This is a genomic window from uncultured Subdoligranulum sp., assembly GCF_937890665.1.
Genome location: NZ_CALADU010000197.1, coordinates 1 through 26,352 on the forward strand (window position 1 = coordinate 1; position 26,352 = coordinate 26,352).

At 62.2% G+C, this 26,352-nt stretch carries 30 protein-coding genes and 1 pseudogene; 3 read left to right on the plus strand and 28 right to left on the minus strand.

Features of this window, described 5'->3' with window-relative positions; genetic code table 11:
- Positions 1–76: 76 nt before the first annotated feature.
- The 19 genes from Q0526_RS11170 to Q0526_RS11260 form a co-directional block, all read right to left on the minus strand.
- Positions 77–538 carry a hypothetical protein gene (locus Q0526_RS11170; RefSeq protein ID WP_298733579.1) on the minus strand — a complete coding sequence of 154 codons (462 nt, stop codon included), beginning with the start codon at positions 536–538 and terminating at the stop codon, positions 77–79.
- Positions 539–552: 14 nt separating this feature from the next.
- Positions 553–1,425, minus strand: a complete 873-nt coding sequence (locus Q0526_RS11175) for a hypothetical protein (RefSeq protein ID WP_298733581.1) — start codon at positions 1,423–1,425, stop codon at positions 553–555.
- 12 nt (positions 1,426–1,437) lie between these two features.
- Complete coding sequence (locus tag Q0526_RS11180; RefSeq protein ID WP_298733583.1) at positions 1,438–2,094, minus strand: hypothetical protein; 657 nt, start codon at positions 2,092–2,094, stop codon at positions 1,438–1,440.
- Between the two features lie 10 nt (positions 2,095–2,104).
- Positions 2,105–2,275: a hypothetical protein gene (locus tag Q0526_RS11185; RefSeq protein WP_298733585.1), complete on the minus strand. Its 171-nt coding sequence runs from the start codon at positions 2,273–2,275 to the stop codon at positions 2,105–2,107.
- 17 nt (positions 2,276–2,292) lie between these two features.
- On the minus strand, positions 2,293–4,680 hold the full coding sequence (locus Q0526_RS11190; RefSeq protein WP_298733587.1) for a hypothetical protein: 2,388 nt from the start codon (positions 4,678–4,680) through the stop codon (positions 2,293–2,295).
- Between the two features lie 13 nt (positions 4,681–4,693).
- The gene (locus tag Q0526_RS11195) at positions 4,694–5,065 is read right to left on the minus strand and encodes a hypothetical protein (protein WP_298733589.1); all 372 of its coding nucleotides are present in this window, start codon (positions 5,063–5,065) and stop codon (positions 4,694–4,696) included.
- Complete coding sequence (locus Q0526_RS11200) at positions 5,062–6,756, minus strand: hypothetical protein (protein WP_298733592.1); 1,695 nt, start codon at positions 6,754–6,756, stop codon at positions 5,062–5,064. The genes Q0526_RS11195 and Q0526_RS11200 overlap by 4 nt, the downstream gene beginning before the upstream one ends.
- A gap of 21 nt (positions 6,757–6,777) precedes the next feature.
- On the minus strand, positions 6,778–7,353 hold the full coding sequence (locus Q0526_RS11205) for a Gp15 family bacteriophage protein (protein ID WP_298733594.1): 576 nt from the start codon (positions 7,351–7,353) through the stop codon (positions 6,778–6,780).
- Positions 7,350–7,805 (minus strand): hypothetical protein, encoded by a 456-nt coding sequence (locus Q0526_RS11210; RefSeq protein ID WP_298733596.1) that lies wholly within the window; start codon positions 7,803–7,805, stop codon positions 7,350–7,352. Before Q0526_RS11210 ends, Q0526_RS11205 begins: the two co-directional genes overlap by 4 nt.
- A gap of 116 nt (positions 7,806–7,921) precedes the next feature.
- Positions 7,922–8,398 (minus strand): hypothetical protein, encoded by a 477-nt coding sequence (locus tag Q0526_RS11215; protein WP_298733598.1) that lies wholly within the window; start codon positions 8,396–8,398, stop codon positions 7,922–7,924.
- On the minus strand, positions 8,395–8,850 hold the full coding sequence (locus Q0526_RS11220) for a hypothetical protein (RefSeq protein WP_298733600.1): 456 nt from the start codon (positions 8,848–8,850) through the stop codon (positions 8,395–8,397). Before Q0526_RS11220 ends, Q0526_RS11215 begins: the two co-directional genes overlap by 4 nt.
- A gap of 13 nt (positions 8,851–8,863) precedes the next feature.
- The gene (locus Q0526_RS11225) at positions 8,864–9,271 is read right to left on the minus strand and encodes a hypothetical protein (RefSeq protein WP_298733602.1); all 408 of its coding nucleotides are present in this window, start codon (positions 9,269–9,271) and stop codon (positions 8,864–8,866) included.
- On the minus strand, positions 9,264–9,635 hold the full coding sequence (locus Q0526_RS11230; protein WP_298733604.1) for a hypothetical protein: 372 nt from the start codon (positions 9,633–9,635) through the stop codon (positions 9,264–9,266). Before Q0526_RS11230 ends, Q0526_RS11225 begins: the two co-directional genes overlap by 8 nt.
- A 12-nt stretch (positions 9,636–9,647) precedes the next feature.
- Positions 9,648–10,505, minus strand: coding sequence for a N4-gp56 family major capsid protein (locus tag Q0526_RS11235; protein ID WP_298733607.1), 858 nt, complete (start codon positions 10,503–10,505; stop codon positions 9,648–9,650).
- A 28-nt stretch (positions 10,506–10,533) separates the two neighbouring features.
- The gene (locus Q0526_RS11240; protein WP_298733609.1) at positions 10,534–10,707 is read right to left on the minus strand and encodes a hypothetical protein; all 174 of its coding nucleotides are present in this window, start codon (positions 10,705–10,707) and stop codon (positions 10,534–10,536) included.
- The gene (locus Q0526_RS11245) at positions 10,707–12,035 is read right to left on the minus strand and encodes a hypothetical protein (protein ID WP_298733611.1); all 1,329 of its coding nucleotides are present in this window, start codon (positions 12,033–12,035) and stop codon (positions 10,707–10,709) included. The genes Q0526_RS11240 and Q0526_RS11245 overlap by 1 nt, the downstream gene beginning before the upstream one ends.
- Before the next feature lie 222 nt (positions 12,036–12,257).
- A complete protein-coding gene (locus tag Q0526_RS11250; protein WP_298733613.1) occupies positions 12,258–12,701 on the minus strand; it encodes a hypothetical protein in 444 nt (147 codons plus the stop codon).
- Between the two features lie 393 nt (positions 12,702–13,094).
- On the minus strand, positions 13,095–14,657 hold the full coding sequence (gene cls / locus Q0526_RS11255) for a cardiolipin synthase (protein ID WP_298733617.1): 1,563 nt from the start codon (positions 14,655–14,657) through the stop codon (positions 13,095–13,097).
- An 80-nt stretch (positions 14,658–14,737) separates the two neighbouring features.
- On the minus strand, positions 14,738–14,893 hold the full coding sequence (locus Q0526_RS11260; protein WP_298733619.1) for a hypothetical protein: 156 nt from the start codon (positions 14,891–14,893) through the stop codon (positions 14,738–14,740).
- 341 nt (positions 14,894–15,234) lie between these two features.
- Between Q0526_RS11260 and Q0526_RS11265 the strand changes: the two genes are divergently transcribed.
- Positions 15,235–16,104, plus strand: coding sequence for a transketolase (locus Q0526_RS11265; RefSeq protein WP_298733621.1), 870 nt, complete (start codon positions 15,235–15,237; stop codon positions 16,102–16,104).
- Complete coding sequence (locus tag Q0526_RS11270) at positions 16,097–17,068, plus strand: transketolase family protein (RefSeq protein ID WP_298733623.1); 972 nt, start codon at positions 16,097–16,099, stop codon at positions 17,066–17,068. The genes Q0526_RS11265 and Q0526_RS11270 overlap by 8 nt, the downstream gene beginning before the upstream one ends.
- Positions 17,069–17,128: 60 nt before the next feature.
- On the opposite strand, the gene Q0526_RS11275 is transcribed toward Q0526_RS11270, so the two are convergent.
- The 6 genes and pseudogenes from Q0526_RS11275 to Q0526_RS11300 form a co-directional block, all read right to left on the minus strand.
- Entirely contained in the window at positions 17,129–17,560 is a 432-nt protein-coding gene (locus Q0526_RS11275) for a DUF6442 family protein (protein WP_298733626.1), read from the minus strand.
- Entirely contained in the window at positions 17,557–17,760 is a 204-nt protein-coding gene (locus Q0526_RS11280; protein ID WP_298733628.1) for a helix-turn-helix transcriptional regulator, read from the minus strand. The genes Q0526_RS11275 and Q0526_RS11280 overlap by 4 nt, the downstream gene beginning before the upstream one ends.
- A gap of 154 nt (positions 17,761–17,914) precedes the next feature.
- Positions 17,915–18,363: pseudogene (locus tag Q0526_RS11285) on the minus strand (flavodoxin).
- A gap of 19 nt (positions 18,364–18,382) precedes the next feature.
- Positions 18,383–18,934: a DUF3793 family protein gene (locus Q0526_RS11290; RefSeq protein WP_298733630.1), complete on the minus strand. Its 552-nt coding sequence runs from the start codon at positions 18,932–18,934 to the stop codon at positions 18,383–18,385.
- Between the two features lie 165 nt (positions 18,935–19,099).
- Complete coding sequence (gene zupT / locus Q0526_RS11295) at positions 19,100–19,897, minus strand: zinc transporter ZupT (RefSeq protein WP_298733632.1); 798 nt, start codon at positions 19,895–19,897, stop codon at positions 19,100–19,102.
- A gap of 136 nt (positions 19,898–20,033) precedes the next feature.
- Positions 20,034–21,392, minus strand: a complete 1,359-nt coding sequence (locus Q0526_RS11300) for an MATE family efflux transporter (protein ID WP_298733634.1) — start codon at positions 21,390–21,392, stop codon at positions 20,034–20,036.
- Between the two features lie 185 nt (positions 21,393–21,577).
- Between Q0526_RS11300 and Q0526_RS11305 the strand changes: the two genes are divergently transcribed.
- Positions 21,578–22,399 (plus strand): hypothetical protein, encoded by an 822-nt coding sequence (locus tag Q0526_RS11305; RefSeq protein ID WP_298733636.1) that lies wholly within the window; start codon positions 21,578–21,580, stop codon positions 22,397–22,399.
- A 70-nt stretch (positions 22,400–22,469) separates the two neighbouring features.
- Here Q0526_RS11305 and Q0526_RS11310 read toward each other — a convergent pair whose 3' ends face one another.
- Genes Q0526_RS11310 through Q0526_RS11320 form a run of 3 tightly spaced genes read right to left on the minus strand, consistent with a single transcriptional unit; the run spans position 22,470 to position 26,289 of the window.
- Positions 22,470–23,477: a glycosyltransferase gene (locus Q0526_RS11310; RefSeq protein WP_298733638.1), complete on the minus strand. Its 1,008-nt coding sequence runs from the start codon at positions 23,475–23,477 to the stop codon at positions 22,470–22,472.
- Positions 23,478–24,593, minus strand: coding sequence for a UDP-N-acetylglucosamine 2-epimerase (locus tag Q0526_RS11315; RefSeq protein ID WP_298733639.1), 1,116 nt, complete (start codon positions 24,591–24,593; stop codon positions 23,478–23,480).
- Positions 24,594–24,627: 34 nt separating this feature from the next.
- Complete coding sequence (locus tag Q0526_RS11320; RefSeq protein ID WP_298733641.1) at positions 24,628–26,289, minus strand: glucosyltransferase domain-containing protein; 1,662 nt, start codon at positions 26,287–26,289, stop codon at positions 24,628–24,630.
- Between the last annotated feature and the right edge of the window lie 63 nt (positions 26,290–26,352).

Here is a 26,352-nt window from a genome sequence, read left to right on the forward strand (position 1 = left end):
GCAGCCCAGTCGACAGTTCCCTGCCATTTGCTCACATCAATCGCATCAAACATCCGCACGCTCCCCCTTTCCGCGCTCAAAACGGCACATCGGTGACGCGGTAATAGATCTCGTTCACATCGGTCACATTGATCTGCAATACCACCGTCTGCCCTTGCCGGCTATACATCGAAAAGGGGCTGAAGTTGCCATAAAACACTTCCTTGGTCAGCGCCAGCACCGCGTAGTTGAGAAAACCGCCCCAAAACTGGGAAATCTCGATGGCGGTCCGTCCCTCGGGCACCTCCACAGAGAGATACCCGTAGTTGGCTGCCGGCGGCGCATAGACAGCCGCGCCCTCCACGGTGGGCGGGGTCTTGGGCAGTGAAACGGCTTGTACCACCTGCCACGGGTCTCCGCCGGCGGTGATCTGCGCCACCAGTGCGCCGTAGCCATCCAGCGTGGTGGCGTCCGGCACCGCCACCCCCTTGTCCTGAAGGGCGGTTTTCAGATCGGCCTTAGCGGTTTGCAGCCGGTCCAGTTCCGTCTGAATACTCATCGTTCCGCCTCCTCTCAGATGGCGGCCAGCGCCGCTTCAATGTCACCGCTCAGGCTGACGGTGCCGCCGCTGGTATAGCCCGCCGGAATGACTTTGCTGGTGACGGTCAGGCCGTCCAGCGAAGCATCCATAGCGCCGTTGTTGGCCATGGTGCCGGTGAGCTTGCTTCCCGCCACATAGGCGGTCTTGCCGGCCAGCAGGTCGGCGGCGGTGGCGTCGGCATCAGTGGTGGGGATGTACTCCGCCGGGATGGCGTCCACCGTGACGGTGGTAAGTACCTTCCCTGCGGTGGGCTGCACGGTCTGGGGGGCGGTGGTGGGGGTGACGGATTTGCTTTCCGGCACGATGGACACCGTACCGCTGCCGCTGTGGCAGCCTTGGGGGATGGTGTAGCTGGGGGCGGAAGCATCCAGCACCTTGGTGACGGCGCCGTTGTTGGGCATGGTACCGGTCTTGACGGCGCCGGTGCTGTCCACAAAGACCTTACCGGCCAACAGGTCGGGTTCGGTGGCGGTGACCGAAGTCACGTCCTGATAGGCGTCGGGGATGGCCTGCACCGTCACGTCGGACAAGCCGTAGTACCCCTCGTCGGGGGTGGTCTGCTGGGGCTTTTTGGTGGGGGTGACGGTCTTGCTTTGCAAGGTGTAGCTGCCGCCGCCCGCCACGCCGGACACCGTGCCGGTGCCGTCGTGGTAGCCCTTGGGGATGGTGTAGGTCTCGCCCTCCTTGACCTGCGCGGTCACCGAACCTTGGTTCACAATGCCGTCAAAGTCGGCGGCCAGTTCGTCCAGCTTCTCGGTGCCGGCGGACAGGTTCAATTCCACTGCCTTGGCCCGCAGGGTGTTGCGGGCGGACTGGATGCGGGTGATTTCGGTTTGAATGCTCATCAAAAAACCTCCTTAGATCGTGGCCAGCAGGGCATCGATATTGCCCACCGTGGTAAACACCGCCGCCGAAGTCACCGGGCGGGTATTGTCCTGTTCCACGGCGTCGGCGGTATCCACCGAGAGGATGTTGCTCTCGGGGTCCAGTTTGAGCCCGGCGCCGATGGTGTAGCTTCCGCCGCCACCGCCGCCGGAAGGATAGGTCCAGACGTTGCCGTCCTCGGTCTTGGTCAAGACCTGCCCGGGGCTGCCCGCAGGGGGCACGGCGGCATCCACCACCGCCGTAAGCTGGGTGACATACTGTTCCCAGACGCTGGGGGTGGGGGCGGGGTCCTGCCCCTCCACCGCCCCGTGGCCCGACACCAGATAGGGCAGGTCGGTGGTGATGCGCTGCACCCCTTGGGCCGTCCCGGCAAAGACGATCTTGCCGGGAGCCGCGGGGGTCAGGGCAGCGGCGGTGGCTTGGGGCGGTACGTCCAGCAGGCCGGTGGCGGGCACCGCCATGCGGGTGGCGCCTTGGGGCGTCACAAAGGTGGCGGTGATCTGCAAGTCCTGCCAGCCTTCGCCGGGCAAGATTTGCAGTTGCTCGGTACCGTAGCTGCCTTGGGTGCCCAGCCGCAGATACCCGTCCCGGGCTACGGCTTGATAGCCATTGAGTTCTACTGTTTTCATGCCAGCTCCTTTACTCTTGAGGATGCGCATCGGCGTCCTGCCGGGGCGGCTGCATCGCCGCTGCGATCTTGAGCCAGGCGTTTTCCAGCACCAGTGCCTTGACGCCCAAGGGCAGGTTGGATGCGTTCACCGCCTGCACCACAGAGGTTTGCAGCGCCTGAATGCGTTCATCATCGGTCATGGGTGTTCCTCCTTTGTTTATTTGGCGCAGAGCACATAGCGGCCCAGACTGCTTATATACACCCACTGGGCGGTGTAGGTGGTGCCGTCCGCTTTGAGCTTTTCCAGCTCCACGATGGGGGTGGTCAGGTGGCCGCGACCGTCGGTGTCCATCCGCCAACTGCCCACCGCGGCGCCGCTCTTGTTGTTCAGCGACAGGTAGGGGGCGCCGGTGTCCACATCGGGGGTGACCTGAAACATAAACCCGCCGTTGCTGTTGTACAGGTAGAATTCCCCGCCGCCGAAGCTGCTGCTCAGGTTGGCCATAGGCACCTGATTGCCCGCAGCCGCCGGGCCGTAGATGTACAGGTGGCCGATGGCCGCGTTGGAGCCGTCGCTGAACCCGTAGAGGGTGGGCCGCCAGATGCCGTCGTTGGTCTGCCGTTCAAGATGCAACTGTCCCGAACCGATGTAGGCCCGGTCGGTGCCGGTGTCCGAGGTAAAGGTCCCGGTGATCTGCACGGTGCCGTCCTGCCGGAGCTGGAAGTTTTCGCTGTCCACCACCAGCGTGTTGGCCGCAAAGGTGATGGTGCCGCTCTCGATCGTCACGCTGGTATCGTCGGCGGCAAACCGGCTGCGGACCTCCCCCTCTTTCACAACGGTCAGGGAGAGTTCGTTTTGTTCCAGCCGCAGGGCGGTGTAGTCGGCGGCGGTGGCGTAATCCCCCAGCCGGGCGGTGCTGATCTGCACGCCGTCCTTGCTCAGGGACACCGAACTTTGCACCCCGTCGGCCACCTCGAAGGTCAGATTGCGGAACCGCACCACGCCGTGGCCGCCTGCGCCCAGCGTGGCGGTCATCTGCAGTTTGGTGACGATGTCCTCCTTGAGGGTGGTCTGCCAACTGACCTTCTTCCACTCGTCGGAGGCTTCCACCTCGGCGCCGGTGGTGATGGTGTTCACATAGTACCCGCCGCCCGACGCGGTCTTGTAGACATACCACAGCACATTGCGGCAGACTGCGCCGCCCACCGCCTGCTGGACTTGGTATTCCAGCGTGACGCGCACCTGTTTGCCCGCCAATCCTTGCAGGTTTTCCTCCGGCACATACAGCGAGGCCCATGCCTCGTCGGTGCCGCCGGTCAGGGTCAGTTCGGTGCCGTCGGGCACCGCGTCCCCGTGGGGTTCGGTCCAAGGGGTGTTCCCGATCAGGTCCCGGTACTGTTCCACCGCCGTGACGCCCAGCGTCAGGCTGTCCACCGACTGCTGCAATTCGCTGTAATTGCCCGCCAGATCGCTGGCCTTGACGGTCAGCCCGTCGATGGTGGCTTTCATCTCCAGCAGTTTACCGGTCAGGTTCAGCCGTCCGCTGTTCACCGCAGCCACACTGTCCCGCCGGGCATTGCCGGTGGATTCCAGCCGGGTCTCCCCCGCCGTGCAGACGGCGTTCATCAGGTAGGTTTGCAGCCGCCGCCCGCCGGGGGTCATGACATAGAGCAGCTCCCCCGCCGTCGCCCCGCTGCCCGCAAAGGCGCTTACCGTACAGGGGGTGTAGACCGGCCAGGCAGCCGCCGCTTCGTAGAGGGCTTGGGCCACCGGGCGCAGGGCTTCGTCGGTCAGGGCGGTGAGCAGCAGGTTGCCCTGCACCACCAGCGTGTTGGTGCCGGTCTCGTCGGCGGGGTAGATCACCCCCACGTCGGCGTCGCTCTGGCGGATCTGCACCTTGTCGATGGGGGCGGTCTCGTAGTCCTCGTAGGCCAGCCCATCCTGCCGGTAGGCTTCCACGGCGCCCAGCGCTTCGTCCTGCCCGGCGCCGGGTCCCAGACTATACTGCCCCCGCCGGTCGGTGTACCAACCAAAGGCCAGCGCGCCGTCGGCGTTGCAGTGTACAAAACACCCCGCCGCCTGCGCCGCCCATTGCAGTAGCTGCCGCCCGGTCAGGCTGTCGGCGTAGAAGGCCTGCACCGGATAGTCTCCGTTGCGGGGCAGCGACCCCGCCAGCGGCACGCCGCAGGCCGCCGCCACCCGCTGGACCAGCGTTGCCAGCGTCATGGGGAAATCCCCCTGCCAGTCCCGCAGTTGGGGCGACAGGTCCTGCTCGGTACAGATCATCCGGTCGTAGGCCGTCAGTTGGTAGAGGTTGCGTTTGCCCCGCACCGGGGTTTCAGCCACAAAGACACCCAGTTGTTCCGGTTCTCCGCCGTCCACCACCCGGAACAGGGTCACCTCCTGCCCTGCGGTGATGCCGGGGCTGTTCCCCGGTTCCACCCAGAGTTCCGCTTCCAAGGAATCGGCGCAGGCCGAACCGGGGGTCAGGTCGGTCCCGGCGTTGACGGTGTGGGTCCATTGCAGGCTGCGCAGGGCGTTTTGTCCCGGCGTGCCCGCCGAAAGTTCGGTGCCGTCGGGCAGCACAAGCTGATATTGGGTCATAGCTGCCTCCTTTTCAGCACTCAATGATGTTAAATTTCAGGTTGCGCCAGATGCCGTCCCGGGCGCTGCGCCACGCGATGCTGTAATTGCTGCAATAGCAGGTGGTAGTCACCGTCTCCCGGGAGGAACCGGCCTTGGGGTGAGTAAAGGCGAAGGTCGCCTTGCCCGCGAAGAGCCCCACCAGATAGGCGTACTCGGCATCGGTCAAGGCGGTGTAGGCAAAGGGCCAGGTGGCCACCTTTTCCCGAACCACCTCCCGGTGCATGACGCCGCAGGCATCCCGGCCGGAATCGCTGGAGTCCAGATCGGCGTAGCTGGGTTCCACCCCGGCGTCCGGCGCGTAGAGGGGCTGTCCGTCGATCTGAAACAAGGAGGTCAAGGTCATACCAGTTCACCTCCCAACCGCAGGTTGCTGCGCCGTGTCCACCGCTGGGCGGCCCGGCCCACCATCTCGTCGGTAAGTTCGATGCCGTAGACGGCCTGCACCAGTTCCCGCAGCAGGGCGGCCAGTGTTTCAAAGCCCGCCATCTGCCCGGCCTGCAGGTCGGCCATGACCCCGGCCACCGCCTGCTCGATGGTGGCCAGCGGGGCCTCGATGTTGGTGCCGCTGTGCTGGTCGCCCAACAGGGCCAAAAAGGCACGGTTGGGCGGGATGACCGCCCCCGAAGCCAGCGCCGGGACCGGCAGGTTCTGGGCGTAGATCATCTGGGGTGCGGCGCTGCGCCCCGTCAGCCACTGGCCGGCGGCGGAGAAAACCCCCGATGCCACACTGCCCACCCCCGAGAGAGCGGACAGGATGCCGGACAAGGCCGAGCCCACCGCCCCGGCCAGATTGGTGACGGTTTGCAGCAGGGCGTCGGCGGCGTTTTTGATGGTGCGGGTGATGGTATCCCAGACGGTCTGGACGGTCTGGGACATGGCGTTCCACGCGGCGTCCCAGTCTCCCCGCAGGGTCGCATTGACAAAGTCGGCCAGGCCCCGCAGCACGGCCAGCGCGGTGGTGATGGCGCCGCCGATGACGGTGACGGCCAGCGTGACCGCCGAGGAGATGCCCGCAAAGGCCTGCGTAAACACCGGGGCGAAGGTGGCGGCCAGCCAAGCGGCCAGCGGAGCCAGCACGGTGTTCCAGAGGGTGAGCACCAGATTCATCACCGCCCCCAGCGCCAGCGTGAGCTGCTGCCACAGGGGGTTGAGGGTGCCCGACCAGAGGGCACCCAACTGGTCAATGAGCTGGGTGAGCACCGGCTGCACCGTGCCGCCCCAGAGGGTTTGCAGCAGGTCGGTAAAGTTCTGGAAGGCCAGCACCACTCCATCCAAGAAGGGTTGGCCGTAGCTGGCCCAAGCGGTCTGGATGCCGGTCATCAGGTCCTGCCAAAGGGTGAGCAGCAGCGCCAGCGCGGGCTGCACCACGGTGGTCACCGCTTCGCTGACCAGCCCGCAGAGCCACGTAAAGGTATTGCCCAGCACCGTGATGGCGGTGGCCACCGCCCCGCCCACGATGGGGGCAAAGGCTTGGGAAAAGCTGTTGACCACGCCGGGCAGAAACTCGGTGGCCAGATACAGCCCCAACGGCACCAGCGTTCCCTGCCACAGTTGCAGCAGGGCAGTGCGCAGCGGTTCCCAGACGGCGGCAGCCGCCCCCTGCATGGCGGCCCAAGCAGCCTGCCACGCGGCGATGGCCGGGGCGTAGTAGCTTTGCAGGTAGGCCCAGAACTGGGCCCACAGCCCTTGCAGGGTTTGCAGCAGCTGCTGCCAAGGGGTCAGTGCCTCGGTGTCCGGCGTTTCGGCAGCGGTTTTCTTGCTGCCGCTGCCCGACGATTTGGCGGTGGTTTTCTCGGTCTCCGGCGCGGCCAGCCGGTTGATCTCGTCAAATTTGGCAAGGCTGCGGGCGCTCTTGACGCTTTGGGCGGCGGTGGATTGCAGGCTTTTGCGCAGGCTGTCCAGCACGCTGCGGGCTTCGGCGCCCGCGTCGCCCAGATTTTGCAGGGCGGCGGCCATGGACTGCAAGGCCCGTTCCACGCTGCCCCCCGACGACGCCAGCTCGGAAACCTCGTCAAAGGTAATGGTTTGTGCCAATGGTGTTCCTCCTTTCGGGGTTTAAGCGCCCAGCCGCGCCAGCAGCCGCTGTTTTTCGGCGTCGGCCTCCGGGTCGGGGGCGGGACGCAGATCCACCACGGCGCGGTGGGTGCGGTAGAAATCCAGTTCCCACGGCTCCAGCTTTTTGCCCCGGCGCAGCTTGTCCCGCAAAGCCACCACCGTAGCAAAGGTGCCTTCCCCGATGGCGTCGAACCAGCTTATAAAGCTCCACCAGTGCAGGTAGGGCAGCGCCCGCACATCCTGCCCGGCGGCCTTGCTGATGCCCGCGGCAATCAGCGGCGCATCCTGCTGCCAGTCCATCAGGCGGGGGCCGGGCGCCGGGGGTTCGGTGCGGCCCGCGGCCAGAAACTCGGTCAAGAACCGGGTGGCGGCGGACCAGTCCGACCGGGGCATGGCGGCAAAATCGGGGTAGAAGAGCCGCATGGCCACATACCACCGCTCGCCCCGGTCCAGTTCCGGCGCGGCGGTGCCGTCCAGCCAGCGCAGCAGTTCCAGAATGTCCCGGTAGTCGGTGTGGATCTCATAGACCCGGTCCTCGATGACCGCCTGCATGGGCAGGCCCCATGCCCCCGTCATACCCGGCCCCGGGCAGCCCGGGCCGCGTCGGCGGCGGCTACGGCAGCGTCGGCCTTGGCGTCCAGATGCCGCTGGGCGCCCTCCTGCAAGATGGGGGTCAGGGCTTCCAGCAGGTTTTGCACCACCCGCTGACCGTTGGTGGCCACCCCGGCCAGATTCACCCCGCCCAGCACCGCGTCGAAGTCATTTTCCGGCCCGAAAATATCGGTCAGCAGCGCCTTGATGCGGGCGTCGTAGTCAGCCAGCAGCGCAAAGCCCGCTTGGGCGGCGTCGGGGCCGTCGGCGGGCAGGGCGGCGGATTTTTCTTCCAGTTCCTTGTCCAGCGCCGCCAAGGCGGGACCGGCGGCGAAAAACCGGTGGTAGAGGTTGGGGTCGGCGGGGTTGAAGCGCAGCACGCCGTGCCCATTGACGGAAAATTCCTCCACACCGGTGTCAATGGTCAGTTGTTTCATGGGCCATCCTTTCTATAACAAGAAGCGGGGACGGCCGCAGCCGTCCCCGCACAGAGATGAATTGAAGTCCGGGCCGGCGGACATGCGCCGACGGCCCGGACACCTTCAGGGAAATGTCAGCCCGCCGGGGTGAAGGTGTTGCTGGACGGGTCGAAGGTCCCGGTGGTCTTGACGCCGGTGTAGTGTACATTGAAGGGGATCTGGTAGCCGGTGGTGTCGCCGCCGTAGCTGACGATCTCGATGTAGCACTCCTCCTTGACGGCGGGGTAGGCGCCGTCCTCGTCGCCCCAGAGCTTGACCTCCACCATGTCGGTCTTCAGGTCGTCCAGCACCAGATCGCCGTCCAAGATGGCCTGCAGTTTTTCAAACAGCGGGTCGCCGTCCTCGGCGTAGTAGGGGGTCACTTCGCCCTGCTTCTGGTAGCTGTCGATGACTACGGTGGTCTGGCCCAGAATGTTGGCCTTCTTCTCCACGTTGGCGCTCAGTTCGGGGGCGTATTCTTCCAAATCGCGGCCCAGCCGGACGTAGTGGGCCTCGGGTTCGCTGAACGCCGCGTTCAGGTAGTGGGCCATGTATTTGCGTTGGATCTTCATGGGGTCTCCTCCTTATAGATTTCGGTGTACTCCGCCAGCAGGCGGAGGGTATAGCGGGCGGTGCCGCCGCTGTCGGTCTTTTCCAGACGGCCATCCACCGCCCGCAAGGTCTCGCCCTCGGGCAGGCCGGTGCCGAAGTAGGGCAGGCTGTGGGCAGCGCTTTGGGCCGCCACCCAGCTTTGCAAAGCCAGCAGCCGCCCGGCGTTGCGCAGGGCTTGGGCATCGTCGCCGGGGGGCAGCGGCAGGCAGAGCCGCAGCAAAAATTCCCCCTGACAGCGCAGCGTCACCCCGCCCAGCAGGTCCTCCTTGCGGGCGGTGACCGTCACGCCCCGGGGCCACAGCCCGCCGGTGCCGGGGGCGGGACCGGCGTCCTCCACCCGCAGGGGGAGGTCCGCCAGCGCCGGGGCCTTGGCCAAAAAGGCCAGCAGGTCGGGCAAAAGGGTTTCCTTCATGGGGGTATCCTCCTTAATTGGTCAGGCTGTGGGCGCCGGTGCCGCTGCCGGTCCACCAAGCGCCCGCTTCCAGATGGTGCAGCGCGCCGCCCCGGTACATGGGCAGCACATACTGGATCACCGCCACCTCCGCCCGGGCACCCGGCACAAAGGCAGGCCAGTCGGCCCACGGGATGTCCGGGCCTTCCCCGGGGCAGAGGCGGTCGCCGGGTTCCAGCGTATAGTCGGCACCGTAGTGGGCGGTAGTTTCGGGCACCACCAACAGCAGGACCTCCCCCGCCGTGGTGCCGTCGGCGCCGGGGGTGCGGCGGCGGCCATGCTGCCAGAACACCCCGCGCAGCACGGTGCGCACCACCTGCCCGGCAGCGGCATCACCGTGGTAGACCGTGACGGTCTGGGCATACAGAGAGCGGTTACGCATGGGGCAGCCACCGCCCGATCTGGAGATAGTAACCGGCCTCGTGCCGGTAGTGGGCCGCCCGCAGGCTGAGAGTAGTGGCGCAAAGTTCCGGCGGGGCGGTGTAGGTCTCGCTGACGCTGCCCACCGTCATGCCAGACAGGCCCCGGGCCTCGTCCTCTTGGGCGAACTCATACATGGCATCCGCCACGGCGCACAGGGCCATTGCCTCGGCGTTGTCGGGGTCCAGCCCCGGCCGGGGCGCCACGGCGTAGACCTCCCGCATTCGGGCCAGCTCTGCCTGCGCCCGCCGGACAAACCGGGGAAAGTCCGTTTCCGGGATGTCCTCTCCCAGATAGATTTCCCGGTAAAAGGTGTAATCGGGCATGGGCAGGCCCCCTTACGCTTCCTTGAACTTGGCCAGCACCACCTTGGCTTCGTTGGAAAGCACCGCCACATAGAACTCGTCGGCGGTGATCTCGGTGGTGCGGGTCTTGGGTTTGCGCTCCGTCTCGATGTTGACGTCCCGCTTGCGGTAGATGGTCAAAGCCGGGATCTCGTCGTCCACCTCGGGGTCGGCTTCCAGCTTGACGATGGGGCAGGTGTAGACGCCGTCGCTGAGAGGCACCTTTTTGCTGGGCACCAGACGGCAGCCGGCGATCATGCCGATCTCACCGGTGAGGGTGACCCCGGGCTGGTATTTGTCGGCGCTGATGAAGTCGGCGTTCTTGCGCAGCTGGGTGACCTGCTTAGGGTGGATGAACATGACCTTGTCGGAGCAGCCCATCTCCTCCTCGAAGAGGTCCACCGCATCCACGATGCCGTTGTAGTTGATGGTGCCGGAGGAACCGTCGTAGGTCAGGCTGGCGGTGAGCAGGGCATCCATGCAGTCATTGTCGATCTTGGCGGCGATGGCCAAGGCCAACTGGGTGTTGGCTTCGCCCACGGGGTTGCCGTAGCCGGAGAGCACCGCTTCATCGGTGAGGCCGATGCCCTTCATGGCCTTTTTGATGGTGGCCTTGCGGGTGGAGGTGGTCATCTTTTCGATGGCGACCTCGCCGCCTTCGGCCACGTCGTCGGCGTCGCCGATGTAGGTGTAGGCGGGCACCGTGATGGTATCGCCGGGGACGCCGGCGAGGGTATCGTCGATCTTGGCGAAGGGGGCGACCCGCAGCTTTTTGGGGATGCGGGCCGAGACCATGTCGCCCATAACTTCGGGATCGATGAGGTCGGACAGTTTGGTATTCAGATCAGCCATAGCGTTTCCTTTCTGTGATCAGTGGGTGTCAGTGCTCGGCGGACGGTTCGGCCCGCAGGGCGGCGTACTGGGCGGGGTCCTCCCGCTTGAGGGCCAGCCGTTCCCGGTAGCCCATACGGTCAAAAGCGGCCCGGTCAGGGGTCACCGGCACGCTGCCGGTACCCGCGGCGTAGGGCGCGGGGGTGGTTGCAGGTTCCTGCATCAGGTGTTGCCTCCTTTCGGCATCATTCGTTCTCGGATGCGGCGCAGATCGGCCTCGGTCTCGTGGGGCAGGCCGTAGTACCACGCCAGCGCCAGTTCGGGGCGCAGCAGCCCGTCGGCCACCAGTTCCCGCTGTTCGGCCCAGACCCGGGACCGGTCATACAATACCCCGTCCCCCCAGTCGATGCTCAAAGCGGCGGGGGCGGTGTCGGCGGCCCGCAGGCCGTAGAGGCTCCCCAGCGCCTCGCAGAGGGTCAGAGCCTCGGCGGCGCCGGTCTGCCACATGGCTTGCAGGTCCCGGATGGTCAGGTCGTAGTCCACGGCGGTGGCGTTGACCTCGGTGGCGGTGCGGGGCTGGGCTTCCGCCTCGGTCTCGCTCAGAATCCCCCGGCGCAGCCCCAGCAGGCTTTCGCAGCCCCGCAGCAGGTCCTGTTTGCGGGCCAGATAGCTCTGTTCCCGCAGCGCCGGGCTGTACACCGTGACCCCCACGTTGGCGGGGTCGTCGGGCAACCCCACAAAGAGGTCGTCCCGCAGGGTGCGGCGGCCTTGGGCGTCGGGGCGCAGCAGGTCCTCCGACGCGAAGACCCGGGACGCCCCGTTGGTGAACTCGGTGTTGAGCTGTTCCTCGCACCGGGCCAAGGCATGGAGCAGCCCCACGGCGGGGGCGTAGATGCTCACCGCGTCGGTGCTGCCGTCCACGCAGTTGGCCAGCGGGGTGCGCAGCACCGCCAGCCCCACCCCCGGCACCCCGGGCAGGAAGAGCTGGGGCACCAAGTCGGCGCAGGCGTCCAGCGTGGACAGCGGCACGCAGCGGCCCAGCGCCTGCCCGTTGAGCTCAAAGAGCCGGGTCTCGATGGTCAGGCCCTCCGGCCCGGCCACCCGGCGTTCCAGCAGGGCGTACCGGGTCGCGCCCCGGCTGTGACATTCCATGGTGCCCACCGCCAGCAACCGGCCGTGGGCGTCCCGGGCCAAGGGCACATAGCAGTCCCGCCGGATGGGCACAAAATCCAGCGCGTCGCCGGTCAGCACCGGCTTGAGCAGGCACTCGCCGCCGATGAGGGCATACTGCACCGCCGTTTTGCTCACGGCGTTGAGGGCTGCCAGACTGCGCTGCAAGAGTTCGTCGGCCCCATCGTCCAGCCGGGCGTCGTACTCGGCAAAGACGGTGCGGCAGAGCTTGGCCACGATGAGGGCGGCCAGCCGCGGGGCGGGGTCCTCGCCGAGGCGTGGCGCGCCGTAGTACAGGTCCAGCCATTCCCGCAGGGCCCCCCGCATCTTGGCCGATGTGACATCGTGTTTGCCAAAGGCTTGTTCCAGATAGCTTTGCAAAAGAATCTCCTTTCCCGCAATGTGGTGGCTTGCTCCCCCGGCGCCGCGCCGCGGTCCGCAGCGCCCGGGGGTGTTACCCGTGCATGATCCATCCCCCCTTTGTGGTGTGGGCAAACAAAAAACCCGCGGCGGGGCGGATGCCCTGTCGCGAGTTTCGACGGTATCATGTTACTACATTAGGTTGTGAAATGCAAGGAAATTTCGAGAAAACCTTGGGAAAGATCAGGAAGCATTTTCTTGGGTTTTTTCCATCAGTTCTTCCATCGGCATTTCCAGCACGCCGGCGCGGTGGATCTGGTAGACCCGGCGCAGCACCACCCCCATGGCGTCGGCAATGTCGGCGTAACTTTGGCCCAAAATGTAGCGGCGGCGCAGCACCTCCTGCACGTCGGGGGCCTTTACCCCCGCAATGACGTGGGTCACCGCAAAGCGGCACTCCACACAATCCTCAATTTGTTCTTCCAGCTTTTTCTGCGTTTCTTCGATTCTTTCCACCGCCCGGGGCAAGCGGTCCGGGTCAGGTCCCGCCCCCGGCATACCGGTCAGGCAGGCGGTCACCCGCTCGGCAGCGCTGCGCAGCATTTCCAGCTCGCCCTCCAGCAGCCGCTCCCGGCTGACCGCCGCCCGGTATTGCCGCAGCCATTCCACTTTTTCTTTGTAGGTCATCGGTATCCTCCCTTATTGCTATGGTTCGTTTGCATTCTATCACGACTTTGTTGGTTGTTTTCATCTTAGTTCAACAACCGTTAGTTGTCAATAGATTTTGGATACAAATTCCCCCGCTCCCCTTTGGAAGCACAAAAAAAGGGACTGCAAACACTGCAAAAGGGGGAACAGGTCTGCACGGCGGTGCCTGACAGACCTATATACCGGGTTGCGGTGCCCGCATCTTGCGGCGCGGCTTTGCAGCCCTCTTGAAATCCCCCTCGACAAAATAGGACGGCAAATCGCGCACTAGCGTACACAATTTGCCGTCCTATTTCCCTGTATGTGTCTGCGCCGGTCGGCACATGTCCGCCGGCGCAGACGGTTTTCAACTTTTTTCCCGGTATAATTTTTTCAGCACAGCGGCGCCAGCAACCGCAGGAAGGCGCTGCGCATCGTGCCCAAAAAGCCGGCGCGGCACTCTTCCAACGCAATGGCATCGCTTTCCGCCTCGATGGCCGCCATATCGGCCCGAATATCCGCCAGCACCTTGCCGCCGTAGAGCAGGGCGCTGCATTCAAAGTGCAGGTAGAGGCTGCGGTAGTCCAGATTGACGGTGCCCACCGCCGCCACCCGGTCGTCGCACAGCCACGTTTTGGCGTGGAGGAACCCCGGCACGTACCGGTAGATCTTGACCCCCGCCCGCAGCAGCGACGGGAAGTAGCTCTTGGTCAGCAGATAGATGGTGGGCTTGTCGGGGATGCCGGGGGTGTAGATCCGCACATCCACGCCCCGCTTGGCAGCCAGCCGCAGGGCGGTCAGCAGGTCGTTGTCCAAAATCAGGTAAGGCGTGCAGATGTAGAGGTTTTTCTGGGCTTGGGTGATCAGTTCCAGATAGACGTTTTTGGCCACCGATTCCCGGTCCACCGGGCTGTCGGCAAAGGGCTGCACCAAGCAGTCGGTGGGCTGGGGCGGCACTCCGGGCAGGGCGGCAGCCAGATCGATGGTTTCGTTGGGATAGTGGGCCTGCCAGAAAGTCAGGAAGATATTGGCAAAGCTGCGGGCGGCGGGGCCTTCCAGCCGAACGCCGCTGTCCTTCCAGTAGCCGAACCGCACCAGTTTGTTGATGTACTCGTCGGCCAGATTGACACCGCCGGTAAACGCGATCCGCCCGTCAATGACCATGATCTTGCGGTGGTCCCGGTTGTTCATGACCAAGTTGAGCAGCGGCACAAAGCGATTGAAAGAGAATGCCCGGATGCCCTCGGCCCGCAGGGTGTCGTCGTAGCTGCGGGGCAGCAGGCTCAGACAGCCGGCGTCGTCGTAGATGACCCGCACATCCAGCCCATCGGCGGCTTTTTGGCGCAAAATTTCGTGGATCTGCCCCCACATTTCTCCCATGCCGACGATAAAGCTCTCGATGTAGATGCTATGCTGGGCGCTTTGCAGTGCAGGCAGCATATCGGCGAACATGGCCTCGCCGCTGGGGTAGTACCGCACGGCGGTGCCGTCAAAGACCGGCGCCGGGGCATAGTCCCGCACATAGCGGGCGGTTTCGGCGGCGCGGGGGTCCTGCCGGGCCAGTTTTTCCTGGGCGGTGGGGTCAGCGGTGCGCAGCGGGGCAAACCGGGCCTCGGCCCGTTCCAGACGGCGGCGCAGCCGGATGGCGGGGCGCTTGTCGCCCCACAGCAGATAGAGCAGCCCGCCCTGCACCGGCATAACGGTGAAAAGGATCATCCAACTGATCTTAAATTCCGGCACGGTGGAATCCTGCCGGATGAGGGCCAGACACATCACCACGCTGAGGCCCAGCCCCACCGCGTTGATCCAGGTGGCGTAGTCGCTCAACCGGTAGAACAGCACAAACAGCCAGATGATCTGCACCAGCAGCAGCACGCCGGTCACCACCAGCCGGCTGAACACCAGTGAAAGCACTCTGCGCAGGATATGGCGCCAAGTCAATTTTTGTTTAGGCATAGAAACCTCGATCCCGTTGAATAAAAACGAACACACCCCGTCCGCATGCTGCGGGCGGGGTGCTTGTTGTAGCTTGGGTTTTAGGCACGACGGTCGATCGCCGCCATGCAGTCATCCATCGTCATAAAGGTCACCGCGCAATCCGAGCCGATAAACCAGCGCTCCTCACCGTTGCACACGATCTTGCGGATCAATTTGCCGTGATACTCTGTCTGGATGTAGATGCCGTTGGGCATTGTATTTCCTCCCCAAAATATAGTGCAACCGCCGGTTGGCTGCCCTATATAAGGGTTGGCCGCGACATGCTTTACCCAAATTATGCCACAGATCGCGCCGGTGTGCAAGTGCCAATTCGCTGTTCTTTGGCCCGGATTGTCCCCATTTTTTGGCACAACGCACAAAATCCCCGGCAGCGGTGCACCTTTTCCCCATCGCAGCGCACGAAACCGGGCGAAAACCGCGGGAATTTGTAAAAAAATCTTGCCAGCCGCGTCGGTTTGTGTATAATATAAGGTAGTGAATTGCGTGACGGTGTGATCCCGTCTGATTTTTGTATACGGACCGGAGGAACTTGACTATGACAAAACTGGAAACGCTGCAGTTAAAGCTGACTGCGACCCGCGTACGGATGGGCGTGATCGAAGCGACCCATGGGGCGGGATGCGGCCATCCGGGCGGCAGCCTGTCTTCTGCGGATGTCCTGACATATCTGTACTTCCGTGAAATGCGCATCGACCCCGAGCAGCCGCAGGACCCCAACCGGGACCGCTTTGTGCTGAGCAAAGGTCATTGCGCCCCCGCCCTGTACGCCACGCTGGCGGAGCGTGGCTTCTTCCCGGTGGCGGACCTGCCCACCCTGCGGCATTCCAACAGCTACCTGCAGGGGCACCCCAACATGAACACCGTGCCCGGCGTGGATATGTCCACCGGCAGTCTGGGTCAGGGTGTTTCCACGGCCTGCGGCATGGCCTTGGCAGCCAAACAGTTGGAGAGCGATATCAACGTCTACACCCTGCTGGGTGACGGTGAGATCGACGAAGGCCAGTGCTGGGAAGCCTTTATGTTTGCCAACCACTACAAGCTGGACAACCTGTGCATCATGATCGACGTCAACGGCCTGCAGATCGACGGCCCCACCCGCCAGATCATGAACTCCGAGCCGCTGGACCGCAAGATGGACGCCTTCGGGTTCAACACCATCGTCTGCAACGGCAACTCCTTTGCCGAGCTGGAGCAGGCGTTCAAGATGTTCGATCTGTCCCATGGCAGCGGCAAGCCCACCTGCTTCCTGCTGCGCACCACCAAGGGCTTGGGCGTAAGTTACATGCAGAACGCCGTGGAATGGCACGGCAAGGCTCCCAACGATGAGGAGTACGAGACCGCGATGGAAGAACTGCGCGCCGCCCACGAATCACTGGAAAAGGAGATCGAGCTCAACAATGGCTGAGATGAAGAAAATTGCTACCCGCGTGAGCTACGGCAACACGCTGGTGGAACTGGCCCGTCAGGGCGCCGATAATCTGGTCGTGTTTGACGCCGACCTGGCCGCTGCCACCAAGACGGAGATCTTCCGCAACGAATATCCCGACCGTCACTTTGACTGCGGCATTGCCGAGCAGAACATGATCGGCGTAGCCGCCGGCATGAGCACCATGGGCTATGTGCCGTTTGTGTCCAGCTTTGCGATGTTTGCCGCGGGCCGTGCCTTTGAGCAGATCCGCAACACCGTGGGCTACCCCCACCTGAACGTGAAGATCGCCGCCACCCACGCCGGTTTGTCGGTGGGTGAGGATGGTGCTTCCCACCAGTGCTGTGAGGACATTGCCCTGATGCGCTCCATCCCCGGTATGGTGATCCTGAGCCCCGCCGACGATGTGGAAGCCCGGGCTGCGGTGATCGCCGCTTACAACTACAATGGTCCGGTCTACCTGCGTCTGTCCCGTTTGGCCACGCCGGTCTTCCATGACCCCGAAACCTACGAGTTCCAGATCGGCAAGGGCGAGAAGCTCACCGATGGGTACGACATTGCGGTGATCTCCACCGGCCTGATGACCAGCGAAGCCCTGCGGGCTGCGGTGCTGGCCAAGCGTCAGGGCATCAGCGTGCGGGTCATCAACATGCCCACCATCAAGCCGCTGGACGAGGAGATCATCCTCACCGCCGCGCGGGAGTGCCGCCGCATCATCACGGTGGAAGAGCACAACGTCATCGGCGGCTTGGGCGAAGCGGTCTGCGGCGTCCTGAGCGAGAAGCTGCCCTGCTATGTCCGCCGTTTGGGCGTGCAGGACCAGTTCGGTCACTCCGGCCCCGCCAACGAGGTGCTGCGTGACTACGGCCTGTCGGCCGAGGCCATCGCCGCCGCCGTGCACGAGATCGTCCGTCCCGAACATAACAACGAAGCCAACCAGTAATTTTTTCCAAAATAACCCATTCCGCCCCCGGCGCCTTGCGGCGCCGGGGGCGGTTTTTCGTTACATCTCTTTTTCCAGCTTGACGCGGCAGTAGACTGCATAGCCCTGCACCAGCAGGTAGGCCGCCACCAGCAGCAGAAGGGCCGTCATCTCCACCCCCATCAGGGCAAAGACCAGCAGCAGCGCACTGAAGACAAAGACCATCAGGTCAAAGGCCTTGGCTTTGGCCCGCTGGGCCAGTTGGATGTTCCGCTCGTCCCCGGCCTCAATTTCCTGCTGACGGGCCAGTTCCGGGTCACTCTGCAAGGCTTTGCGCTGCACCATCCGCCCGATGCCCTGCCCCAGCAGCCCGGCGCCCACGCCCAGACAGACATAGGGCAGCGCCCGCCAGAATCCGCTGTTTCCGGGGTTCTGCCGGAGCAGCAGCACCGCGATCCCCCACAACACCACACCGACGACGATCCACACAATCTCCTTCCGATCCTGTTTCATTGCGCTTCCTCCTCATAGATAAAGATGTCCTCGATCTGCATACCGAAATACCGGGCAATCTTGAAGGCCAGCAGGATGGACGGATTGTACCGCCCGTTTTCCAGCGAGCCGATGGTCTGCCGGGAGACCGCAAGTGCCGCTGCCAGTTCTTCCTGACGGATGCCGCGGCTCTTGCGGATCTCCTCCAACCGGTTTTTCATGGCCTACGCCTCCTTCTGCCTTCCGACTCTCATGGAAAGTTCACTTTCCATTTATAAGCTACCACATTCCCCGCAAAATGTCAAGCACACTTTCCATTTTTTTTTGCAAACAAAAGACCCCTGCGCGCACACGCAGGGGTCCTCATCCTGTACGTTATTCGGCCAGCGCCGCACCCAAGGCCCGGCAGGCGGCCAAGGCTTCCCCATCGGGGCTGCCGTTGCAGATCACGCCGTCGGCTACCAGTACCCCGCCGTCCTCCCGGCAGGTCTGTTCCCAACTGCGCATCCATTCCCCGTCGCCCCAGCCGTAGGAACCAAACAGCCCCAGCCGTAGGAACCAAACAGCCCCAGCCGTTTGCCGTTCAGCTTGCTTTCGCAGGCAGTAAAGACCGGTTCAAACTCGCTCTCCTCCAACTGTTCACAGCCCATCGACGGGCAGCCGAAAGCCACCCCGTCCACCTCGTCCATCTGGGCCGCATCCCACGCATCGACGGTCACCAGCCGGACCTCTGCCCCGGCGTCTCGGGCTCCCTCCGCCACGGCGGCGGCCATGGCCTCGGTGTTGCCGGTGCCGCTCCAATATACTACGGCGATCTTGCTCATCGGATACCTTCCTTTCCTGTCAGCCGGCCACAGCCAGCCGTTCCAACGTGGTTCCCTGCGCGTACCGCGCGCAGTAGATTTCGGTACAGCGGCGGTACCGCCCAAAGGTCTGCCGGGCCGCCTGCGCGTCCCCGTAGACCTTCCAGCATCCCACACACTTGAAGCCACACACCGGGCTTTGGATGAACCCCTGCACGTCCTCCGGCGGGTAGCTCAAAAACAGCCCGATCTCGTGGGGGAAGTCGGTCCGCTCCCGCAGCCGCTGCATCAGCCGTCCCAGACAGCGGGCCGGTGCTTCGCAGCAGTAGCCCCGGGGTGCCAGCAAGGCCCGGGCTTCGGGGCGCTGCAGATCCTTGGCCAGCCGGGCAGGCCGGTACAGGTAGATCAGCGCCCGGCCGTTCTGCCAGCGCAGCGGCATGACACGCAGCCCCTTGGGGGCCAGCGCATGGTTCCAGCAGCGCACGCAGTCCTGCATGACCTGTTCTTCCCCAAAGGGGCAGGTAAACAGGCTGCCGGTTTTCAGCCCCGCCAGCGTGGGGGAGCCATGACGGACCATCAGTTCCTCGCACATCGTATGGCATCCTTTCGGTGGAAAGTTTTAGTTAGTTGTCACTAACCTTTGTCGGGAGAGAACCGCCGGAGGGTGCTCCGGCGGGCGGCTTTGGTTAGCCATCTCTAACTCTCTGTCAGTATACCACGCCCCAGCCCTCGTGTCAAGGGGACCGGGGCGTGTTTTTTACAAAAAGAGCAGCAGGCTGACGGCCATGACCGCCATCCCCGCGATCAGCCCGTACAGGGAGAGGTGGTTTTCCCCGTATTCCCGGGCAGCGGGCAGCAGTTCGTCAAAGGAGATAAAGACCATGATACCGGCCACCCCAGCAAAAAGCACTCCAAAAACGGTGTCGTTCATGACGGGGCGCAGCAGCAGCCAGCCCACCAGCGCCCCCACCGGTTCCGCCAGCCCCGACAGGAAGGAGTACCCGAAGGCCCGCCCCCGGGAGCCGGTGGCCTGATAGATGGGCACCGACACGGCGATGCCCTCGGGGATGTTGTGGATGGCAATGGCCGCCACGATGGGCACTGCCAATCCGGGCTCCTGCAAAGCCGACACAAAGGTGGCCAGCCCTTCTGGGAAATTGTGGATGGCGATAGCCAGCGCGGTAAAAACGCCCATCCGCATCAGTCGGGCGGGAGCGGGGTCCTCCATGGCTTCGGCCAATTTGACCTCGTGGGGGTTTTCCCCCTCGGGGATCAGTTTGTCGATGAGAGCAATGACCAACATGCCGCCGAAGAAGGCCGCCACCGTCGCCCAGTTGCCGGTCCGGTCGCCCAGTTCTCCGGCCAGCGCGGTGCGGGCTTTGTCAAGAATTTCCACCAACGACACATAGATCATCACACCGGCAGAAAACCCCAGCGCTACCGAGAGGAATTTCCGGTTGGTATGGCGCCACAACAGGGCGATCAGGCTGCCGATGCCAGTGCTCAGTCCAGCCAGCAGCGTCATGCCGAAGGCGGGCAGAAAGGATGAATCCACAGGTACACCTCCCTAGATGCAGTTCAAGTTAGTTATAGCTAATTCAAGGTGGTATTGTACCATGCCGTCCCCTAGGCTGTCAAGGGTTCTTTTGTACATAGAAAAGCCCCTGTACCGGTTGATACAAGGGCTTTGGTTATTTCGACTGCTTTTCCTGCGGCAGGGTGCGGAAAAACTTTGCCATGGGCAGACAACCGGCGATGTCCGCGATGACCCATCCGATGGGGATGGACACCCAGATGCCGGCAGCTCCCAGCGCCGGAATGGCGGACAGAGCATAGGCCAGCACCACCCGCAGGCCCAGCGAAATGACGGTGAGCACCACCGACATGCCAGGACGCTCGATGGCCCGGTAAAAGCCGTAGAGCAGGAACAACAGGGCGATCAAGCAGTAGAAAGCGCCCTCGGTACGCAGGTACTGCACCCCCACCGCGAGGATCTCGGTTTCCTCGGGCTGCACAAAGAGGAGCATCAGCGACCGTGCCAGCACAAAGACCACGGCGGACACAGCCACACCAAAGAGCATACTGACGGCCACCGCGGTACGGGTGCCCCTTCGGATGCGGTCATACCGTCCGGCGCCGAAGTTCTGGGCGATGAAGGTGGAGAACGCGTTGCCGAAATCCTGCACCGGCATGTAGGCGAAGGAGTCGATTTTGACAGCAGCGGCAAAGGCGGCCATCACGGCAGGGCCAAAACTGTTGACCCGGCCCTGCACCATGAGAATGCCGAAGTTCATAATGGATTGTTGGGCACCGGTGATAAAGGAGAGCCGGAAGACATGTCCGGCACAGGCCTTATCCCACCGCAGGTCGGCCCGGTGGAGCCGCAGATCCCGCCGGGTGGCCAGTGCATAGACGCAGAGGCCCGCCCCTGACAGCCACTGGGCGATGACGGTAGCCCAAGCAGCACCGGCCACCCCAGCGCCCAGACCCAGCACAAAGGCCACATCCAGCACGATGTTCAGCACCGCCGACACGCCCAAAAAGACCAGCGGCCGCACCGAATCCCCCACCGCCCGCAGCAGACAGGCGTAGTAGTTGTAAAGGAAAGTCCCACCGATGCCCACAAAGATCACCAGCAGATAGGTGCGCATCAACCCCCACACCTCGGCAGGGACCTGCAGCAGCCAAAGGATAGGATCGATGAGCAGAAAGACCGCCACATTCAGCAACACCGCGGTGCCGCCGATCATCCCCAGAGAGAGGAAAATTTCCCGCCGCATTCGGTCGGCATCCCCTCGTCCAAACGAGATGGACACCGCCACGCCGCTGCCCATCGAAAGGCCCAGCAAAATGGAGGTCAAAAAGGTCATCAACGTATAGGCCGAGCCCACCGCCGCCAGCGCATCAGCGCCCACATACCGCCCCACAATCAGGGTATCGGCAATGTTGTAGAGCTGCTGCAGCAGATTGCCCACCATCATGGGCAGCGCAAAGCGCAGCAGCGTAGGCGCAATAGGGCCTTCGGTCAACGCCCGAGCACGGGTTTGCATAAACAATCGGCACCTCCCTATATTGCGGCCAGCGCCGCCTTCTTATCATAGGGCAAAACGCCGGGAAATGCAAGAAGGGTTTTCACATTGAAATCCCCCCTTGCCTGTGCTACAATAGGGAGTAGTTTTCCGCCCCTGTACGGGCGGGTCAAGGATTTGAAACTTTCCAGAACAGGGAGGCCATCATGGGTCAGCTTTCCAGCCAACTCACGCTTGTCGTGTCGGCATACCACGCCTACTCCGATTTTTTAGCTTGCAACATTGCACTCCTCCAGAAGTACTGGCCCGATTGTGAAGTCGAAAAAATCTGTGCGCTGGATGTGGAAACCGATGCCATGAAAGCACTACTGCCTTTTTTTGACAAGGTTGTGGTGGATGAAACCAGTGTAGGCGGCAAAAATATGCTCCGGGTACAAAAGGCATTGGAATTGGTCAAAACCCCCTATGTCCTGTTGATTCTGGACGACTTTCTCTTGTATGACCGCATCCACAACGAAGATTTGTCTGCCATGGTCGCCTTTGCCGAAGCACACAATGCCGGTAGTATCTCCCTAATCTACAAAAACAGCGAGCGGCAGAATTTCAATGCTCCTTCTCGAGAAGCGCCAGTACTAAAAGAATCCCCCGCGGATGATCCCTATCGGATTTCGCTGCGCAGCGTCTTCTGGAAGACCGAATACGTGAAAAAATTTGCCGACCGCTATCCTTCCCCTTCGGACTTCGAGCGACTTGGTTCCACCTATAGCCTCTCTTTGCCGGAAAGCATCTATACTGTTGTCCGCGGTCGAGAAATCTACCCCAATTTGGACATCATCCAACGAGGAAAATTCCGTTTAAACTCCACTGCCTTTTTGCGTAAAGAGGGCCTTTCCTACGACACCGACCGCTGGCCGGACCTGACATGGAAAGACAAAGCTGTCATCACACTGCGCAATCGAATCTACCTGCTTTCCCCTAAGTTGGTGACCAAATTGGTTGCCAAAGCTCCTTGGCGGAAAAAATATTGAGTTCTTTTCATCGGCTCTTATGGAAAATAAAACCACGCCGGACAAGGCTTTACCCTTGTCCGGCGCATTTTTATTTCCCGTAGGACTTCTCTCGAATCTTTTTGCCCAGCTTGGCAGCCACAAGGCAGTACGCGATGTATAAGCAGACATAGTACACATACACGATGTGCAGCAGCATACTGGGATCTTTGTCCCGCACTGCCATACGGACACCGTCTACCAGCGGCCCCACCACGGTGGCCGCGTAGAGAACGAACCAGTATTTGCGCCGGGCAAAGCGGACGTTGACGGCGTCCGCTGCCCGGGCCGAGAAACCGCTTTCTTCCTGATGGAAGAGATTGTTCTGCACCCGGAACCGCAACTTGCTCAGATAGGTACAAAATCCCGCTTTCACATGATGGCGAATATCATCGCCTTGGATACAGCCGCAGCAACCAGTAGAACAAATCACCCGATTGCTCATAGCACAAACAAACTGGATGTCATCCCATTCTTGCGGGAAAGTCTGTTTGATCCAGCTCAGATCAAACATGGTAGTCCCGCCGTCACCGATAGGTGTCGGCTCCCCCGGCTGAAACCGGAGTACCGGATCAGACTGGGCGGTTCTTCGGCCAAAGGTATAGCGCACACCGTTGTTCCGCCGGTAGATAAACTGGGTAAACGGATCGCCGCACGCACAGATATACTGGGCTGCCAACCCTCCATGGGGACCGGGGTGCTGGGTATCGCAGACCACACACTTCACTTCAGGATGCTGGGCAAACAGCCGCAGCCGTTCTTCCACCTGCGTAGGTCGGATCCATTCTTCGTCGGTATCCTGCTCGATCACATAGCGGCCTGCCGCCTGTTCCATCCCGATGACCTTGGCCGGTTCGGGCAGCCGGTGGGGGTTTTCCAGTACGACAGCACCGTACCGCCGGGCGATCTCCCGGGTAGCATCGGTGCTGCCGCCGTCGATGACCAGAATCTCAATTTGGTCCGCCACGGTCTGCATCCGAATGCTTTGCAGCACCGTTTCGATGGTGGCGGCGGCATTGTAGGACGGCATAATGATCGAAACCAAAGGTTGCTTGTTCATTTACTCCTCCACGCAGGCCTGCAATTCCTGCGCAATCCGCGCCGCCGGGGACTGGGCCGGCGTGACCGGATCCCGCCGGTAGCGGGCATACGCTTTTACAAAGTCATCTACCGCCTGCAAGTCCCCACCATAGAGCCGGGCATTTTCTCCCAATCCGTCGGTGCGTTCGGTGCGGTCCCGCATGATCAGGCAAGGCTTGCCCATGTAGGCCAATTCCTCCTGATTGCTGCCGCCGTCGGTAATGACAAACTCCGCACCTTGCAGCAGTTTCATAAAGTCAAAGTATTCCACCCGGGGCAGCAGTACAATGCGCGGATTGGCCCGCAGCGCTTCCAGCAGCCCCATCTGGGTCAAGGTCACCTCGGTGGGTTTGTGCAGGATCATGACGCAGCGCATCGTCTTGGTCTGATCCACAATGCGCTGGACCATCGCTTCCACCAGTTTTTTGTTGGCCAGATTTTCCTGCCGGTGCATCACAAAGACAAAGTAGGCGGGGCCATCGCACTGGGCCTGCACAGCCGGATTCTCGCAGGGCATCCGGCGGGAATAGGCCAGACTGTCGATGATGGTATTATAGACGGTGTCCACCACCCGGCCCTTTACACCGTGCAGATTGGCCACAGCCTCCTGTCCGGGCGCAAAATGCAGTGTTGCTTTGCGGCTGGTCAGCACACGGTCGATTTCCTCCGGAAAAGGATTGAACCAGTTGTGGCTGCGCAGCCCCGCTTCCACATGGGCCACCTGCATGCCCAGCTTGCGGCCCAGATAGGCTCCCATCATGGTAGAGACGGTATCCCCATGCACCACCATAACGCTGCCGTGCAGCGTTTCGGCGCCGAAGGTCCTCACCAACTGGGCACGAGCTTTGCGCCAAGTGGCAGCGTACCATCCCAGCAATCCGGCGGCGGTTTTGCGGATACTTTTTTCATCGCTGAGTTCTAAGTCTACCTTTCCGCCGTTGAGTGCCCGCAGCACCGCGCTCTTTTTCAGGTCATTCTGCCCTGATGCGATGATCCGATAGGGCACCTTCCGATCGCCCAGTTCCTGCATAACGGGGAACAGTTTGATCAGCTCCGCCTCGGTGCCGATGAAGAAGAACAGTCCTCTTTGTTGCATGGTGACTCCCCTTTTGGCGGCATCCGCCGCCGATTCAGTCGCTGAGTTTGATGATGAGTACATCGTCCTGCAGGTAAATGCAGTTCTGGGACGGGAATGCTTCCAGCCCATTGATAATTTCCTCGCTCTCATCGGCCCAAGAAACACCGGCCTCAGCCAGCAGTTCCGGGGCGGTATCGGCATAGGCCGGATCGGTGGGATTGAGGAACTGCATCTGAATGCCTAGCTGCTGCTCAATGTAGGTGGACAGCACCAGATTGTAGGTCAGCGAGGTATCCCAACTGTACCGTCCGATGCCAGTGACCGAATCGGTCATGGCAAAGCCGTAGCGGTAGGGCGCGTAGTTGTTTTTGATATCCCCCACAAACAGCACCCGAGTCTGGCCCGCCACATAATCGGGAGTCGCCTCAATGCGGTCCACAATCCGGTTGGTCAGCGCCAAACCGGACTCATAGAGGGCATATGCCTTCATATAGGACACATTGGCCAGATAGATACCGTTGACGATGGTGACCACCGACACCGCAGCCACCACCACGGCATATCCCACAAACACCTTAGCTCGGGCAGCGCCGGCCTGTACCCACGCCACCAGATCGGGCTGGGTGCAGAAGCGTTGAGCCAGCAGTACAAAGAGCAGCCAAGGTACCACAAAGGCGATCTGCATCAGGGTATGTGCCTGATAGAACATACCGATCAGGTTCATGGCCAGCGGCAGGCAGAGGATATCCACCACCAAGACCAACAACCGCAAGGGCTGCTGCCAGATGCGGTTTTTGATGAACAACAGCACCAGCAGCACCAGACTGCATACCGCCGCCACGGAAAAGACACCATAGACCAGCGGGTTTTCCTGAAAATAGCTCAGGTCATTAAACGGAGAGAAATACTCCACCACCACGTCAACCGCATGGAGCAAATTCTCCAGATATTGAGTGCCTGTGCCATGGATGGCATCATCCACCCGCCCCTGTGCAGTGGTGCCGAAGATTCGGATAATGACCGAAACGATCCCCGACGTTGCCACCATCGCCGCGCCAAAGGTGAGCAGGAAGCGCAGATGGTCCCAGAAGACGCGCACAGGGTTTTCCCGCTGGGTGGTCAGTATCTTCACGATGTGCAGCATCAGGAAGAGGGTTACCGACAGATTGACATAAGCACCGTAGGTTCCCGCCGAGACCAGAAGGCAGCCGAAAGCCCAGAACCAACCGTGCTTCCACTTTTCAAAAGCATACAAGGCCAAGCAGGCAAACAGCAGCGCTCCCGCATACTGGTGGGCACTGCTCAGGTACATATTGGACGAGATGGCAGTGGGACTGGTAACCAGAATCCCGCTGACCAATACAATCAAGGCCGGGTAGGTGATTTCCAGCGTTTCACAGATCAGCCATACGCTAAGGCTGTAGAAAAAGAGGGTAAAAATTCCTTCCAACCAGGGAATCTGCACACAGGCCACCATGGTCTGCCACAAAGGGGTCAACCAGCGTGTACCGGTGGCCGCATCCCCCAAACTGATGCGATACCAGTACATACTGGCATCGTCGTGATTGAAGAAGACGTTGGTGTAGCAGAAGAAGTGGGCCACCACCCCGATGACAAAGGTGGAAACCAGCGCCACCCGCAGGTTGTAGGGGATGCGCTTCCACGAAAACGAAGGGTTGAGGATTTTCTGCCCCGAAAGGGAAAAGGCTGCCATAGAGAATCCTTTCTCGGCGCTTTAAACGCGCCTGCGATGGTATAGAGAGTTTATCCGCCACGC

What these genes read in the sequence shown, in the direction of transcription:
- Q0526_RS11170 (WP_298733579.1), bottom strand. Translation starts at nt 538, where the DNA reads ATGAGTATTCAGACGGAACTGGACCGGCTGCAAACCGCTAAGGCCGAT.
- Q0526_RS11175 (WP_298733581.1), bottom strand. Translation starts at nt 1,425, where the DNA reads ATGAGCATTCAAACCGAAATCACCCGCATCCAGTCCGCCCGCAACACC.
- Q0526_RS11180 (WP_298733583.1), bottom strand. Translation starts at nt 2,094, where the DNA reads ATGAAAACAGTAGAACTCAATGGCTATCAAGCCGTAGCCCGGGACGGG.
- Q0526_RS11185 (WP_298733585.1), bottom strand. Translation starts at nt 2,275, where the DNA reads ATGACCGATGATGAACGCATTCAGGCGCTGCAAACCTCTGTGGTGCAG.
- Q0526_RS11190 (WP_298733587.1), bottom strand. Translation starts at nt 4,680, where the DNA reads ATGACCCAATATCAGCTTGTGCTGCCCGACGGCACCGAACTTTCGGCG.
- Q0526_RS11195 (WP_298733589.1), bottom strand. Translation starts at nt 5,065, where the DNA reads ATGACCTTGACCTCCTTGTTTCAGATCGACGGACAGCCCCTCTACGCG.
- Q0526_RS11205 (WP_298733594.1), bottom strand. Translation starts at nt 7,353, where the DNA reads ATGACGGGGGCATGGGGCCTGCCCATGCAGGCGGTCATCGAGGACCGG.
- Q0526_RS11210 (WP_298733596.1), bottom strand. Translation starts at nt 7,805, where the DNA reads ATGAAACAACTGACCATTGACACCGGTGTGGAGGAATTTTCCGTCAAT.
- Q0526_RS11215 (WP_298733598.1), bottom strand. Translation starts at nt 8,398, where the DNA reads ATGAAGATCCAACGCAAATACATGGCCCACTACCTGAACGCGGCGTTC.
- Q0526_RS11220 (WP_298733600.1), bottom strand. Translation starts at nt 8,850, where the DNA reads ATGAAGGAAACCCTTTTGCCCGACCTGCTGGCCTTTTTGGCCAAGGCC.
- Q0526_RS11225 (WP_298733602.1), bottom strand. Translation starts at nt 9,271, where the DNA reads ATGCGTAACCGCTCTCTGTATGCCCAGACCGTCACGGTCTACCACGGT.
- Q0526_RS11230 (WP_298733604.1), bottom strand. Translation starts at nt 9,635, where the DNA reads ATGCCCGATTACACCTTTTACCGGGAAATCTATCTGGGAGAGGACATC.
- Q0526_RS11235 (WP_298733607.1), bottom strand. Translation starts at nt 10,505, where the DNA reads ATGGCTGATCTGAATACCAAACTGTCCGACCTCATCGATCCCGAAGTT.
- Q0526_RS11240 (WP_298733609.1), bottom strand. Translation starts at nt 10,707, where the DNA reads ATGCAGGAACCTGCAACCACCCCCGCGCCCTACGCCGCGGGTACCGGC.
- Q0526_RS11250 (WP_298733613.1), bottom strand. Translation starts at nt 12,701, where the DNA reads ATGACCTACAAAGAAAAAGTGGAATGGCTGCGGCAATACCGGGCGGCG.
- cls (WP_298733617.1), bottom strand. Translation starts at nt 14,657, where the DNA reads ATGCCTAAACAAAAATTGACTTGGCGCCATATCCTGCGCAGAGTGCTT.
- Q0526_RS11260 (WP_298733619.1), bottom strand. Translation starts at nt 14,893, where the DNA reads ATGCCCAACGGCATCTACATCCAGACAGAGTATCACGGCAAATTGATC.
- Q0526_RS11265 (WP_298733621.1), top strand. Translation starts at nt 15,235, where the DNA reads ATGACAAAACTGGAAACGCTGCAGTTAAAGCTGACTGCGACCCGCGTA.
- Q0526_RS11270 (WP_298733623.1), top strand. Translation starts at nt 16,097, where the DNA reads ATGGCTGAGATGAAGAAAATTGCTACCCGCGTGAGCTACGGCAACACG.
- Q0526_RS11275 (WP_298733626.1), bottom strand. Translation starts at nt 17,560, where the DNA reads ATGAAACAGGATCGGAAGGAGATTGTGTGGATCGTCGTCGGTGTGGTG.
- Q0526_RS11280 (WP_298733628.1), bottom strand. Translation starts at nt 17,760, where the DNA reads ATGAAAAACCGGTTGGAGGAGATCCGCAAGAGCCGCGGCATCCGTCAG.
- Q0526_RS11290 (WP_298733630.1), bottom strand. Translation starts at nt 18,934, where the DNA reads ATGTGCGAGGAACTGATGGTCCGTCATGGCTCCCCCACGCTGGCGGGG.
- Q0526_RS11300 (WP_298733634.1), bottom strand. Translation starts at nt 21,392, where the DNA reads ATGCAAACCCGTGCTCGGGCGTTGACCGAAGGCCCTATTGCGCCTACG.
- Q0526_RS11305 (WP_298733636.1), top strand. Translation starts at nt 21,578, where the DNA reads ATGGGTCAGCTTTCCAGCCAACTCACGCTTGTCGTGTCGGCATACCAC.
- Q0526_RS11310 (WP_298733638.1), bottom strand. Translation starts at nt 23,477, where the DNA reads ATGAACAAGCAACCTTTGGTTTCGATCATTATGCCGTCCTACAATGCC.
- Q0526_RS11315 (WP_298733639.1), bottom strand. Translation starts at nt 24,593, where the DNA reads ATGCAACAAAGAGGACTGTTCTTCTTCATCGGCACCGAGGCGGAGCTG.
- Q0526_RS11320 (WP_298733641.1), bottom strand. Translation starts at nt 26,289, where the DNA reads ATGGCAGCCTTTTCCCTTTCGGGGCAGAAAATCCTCAACCCTTCGTTT.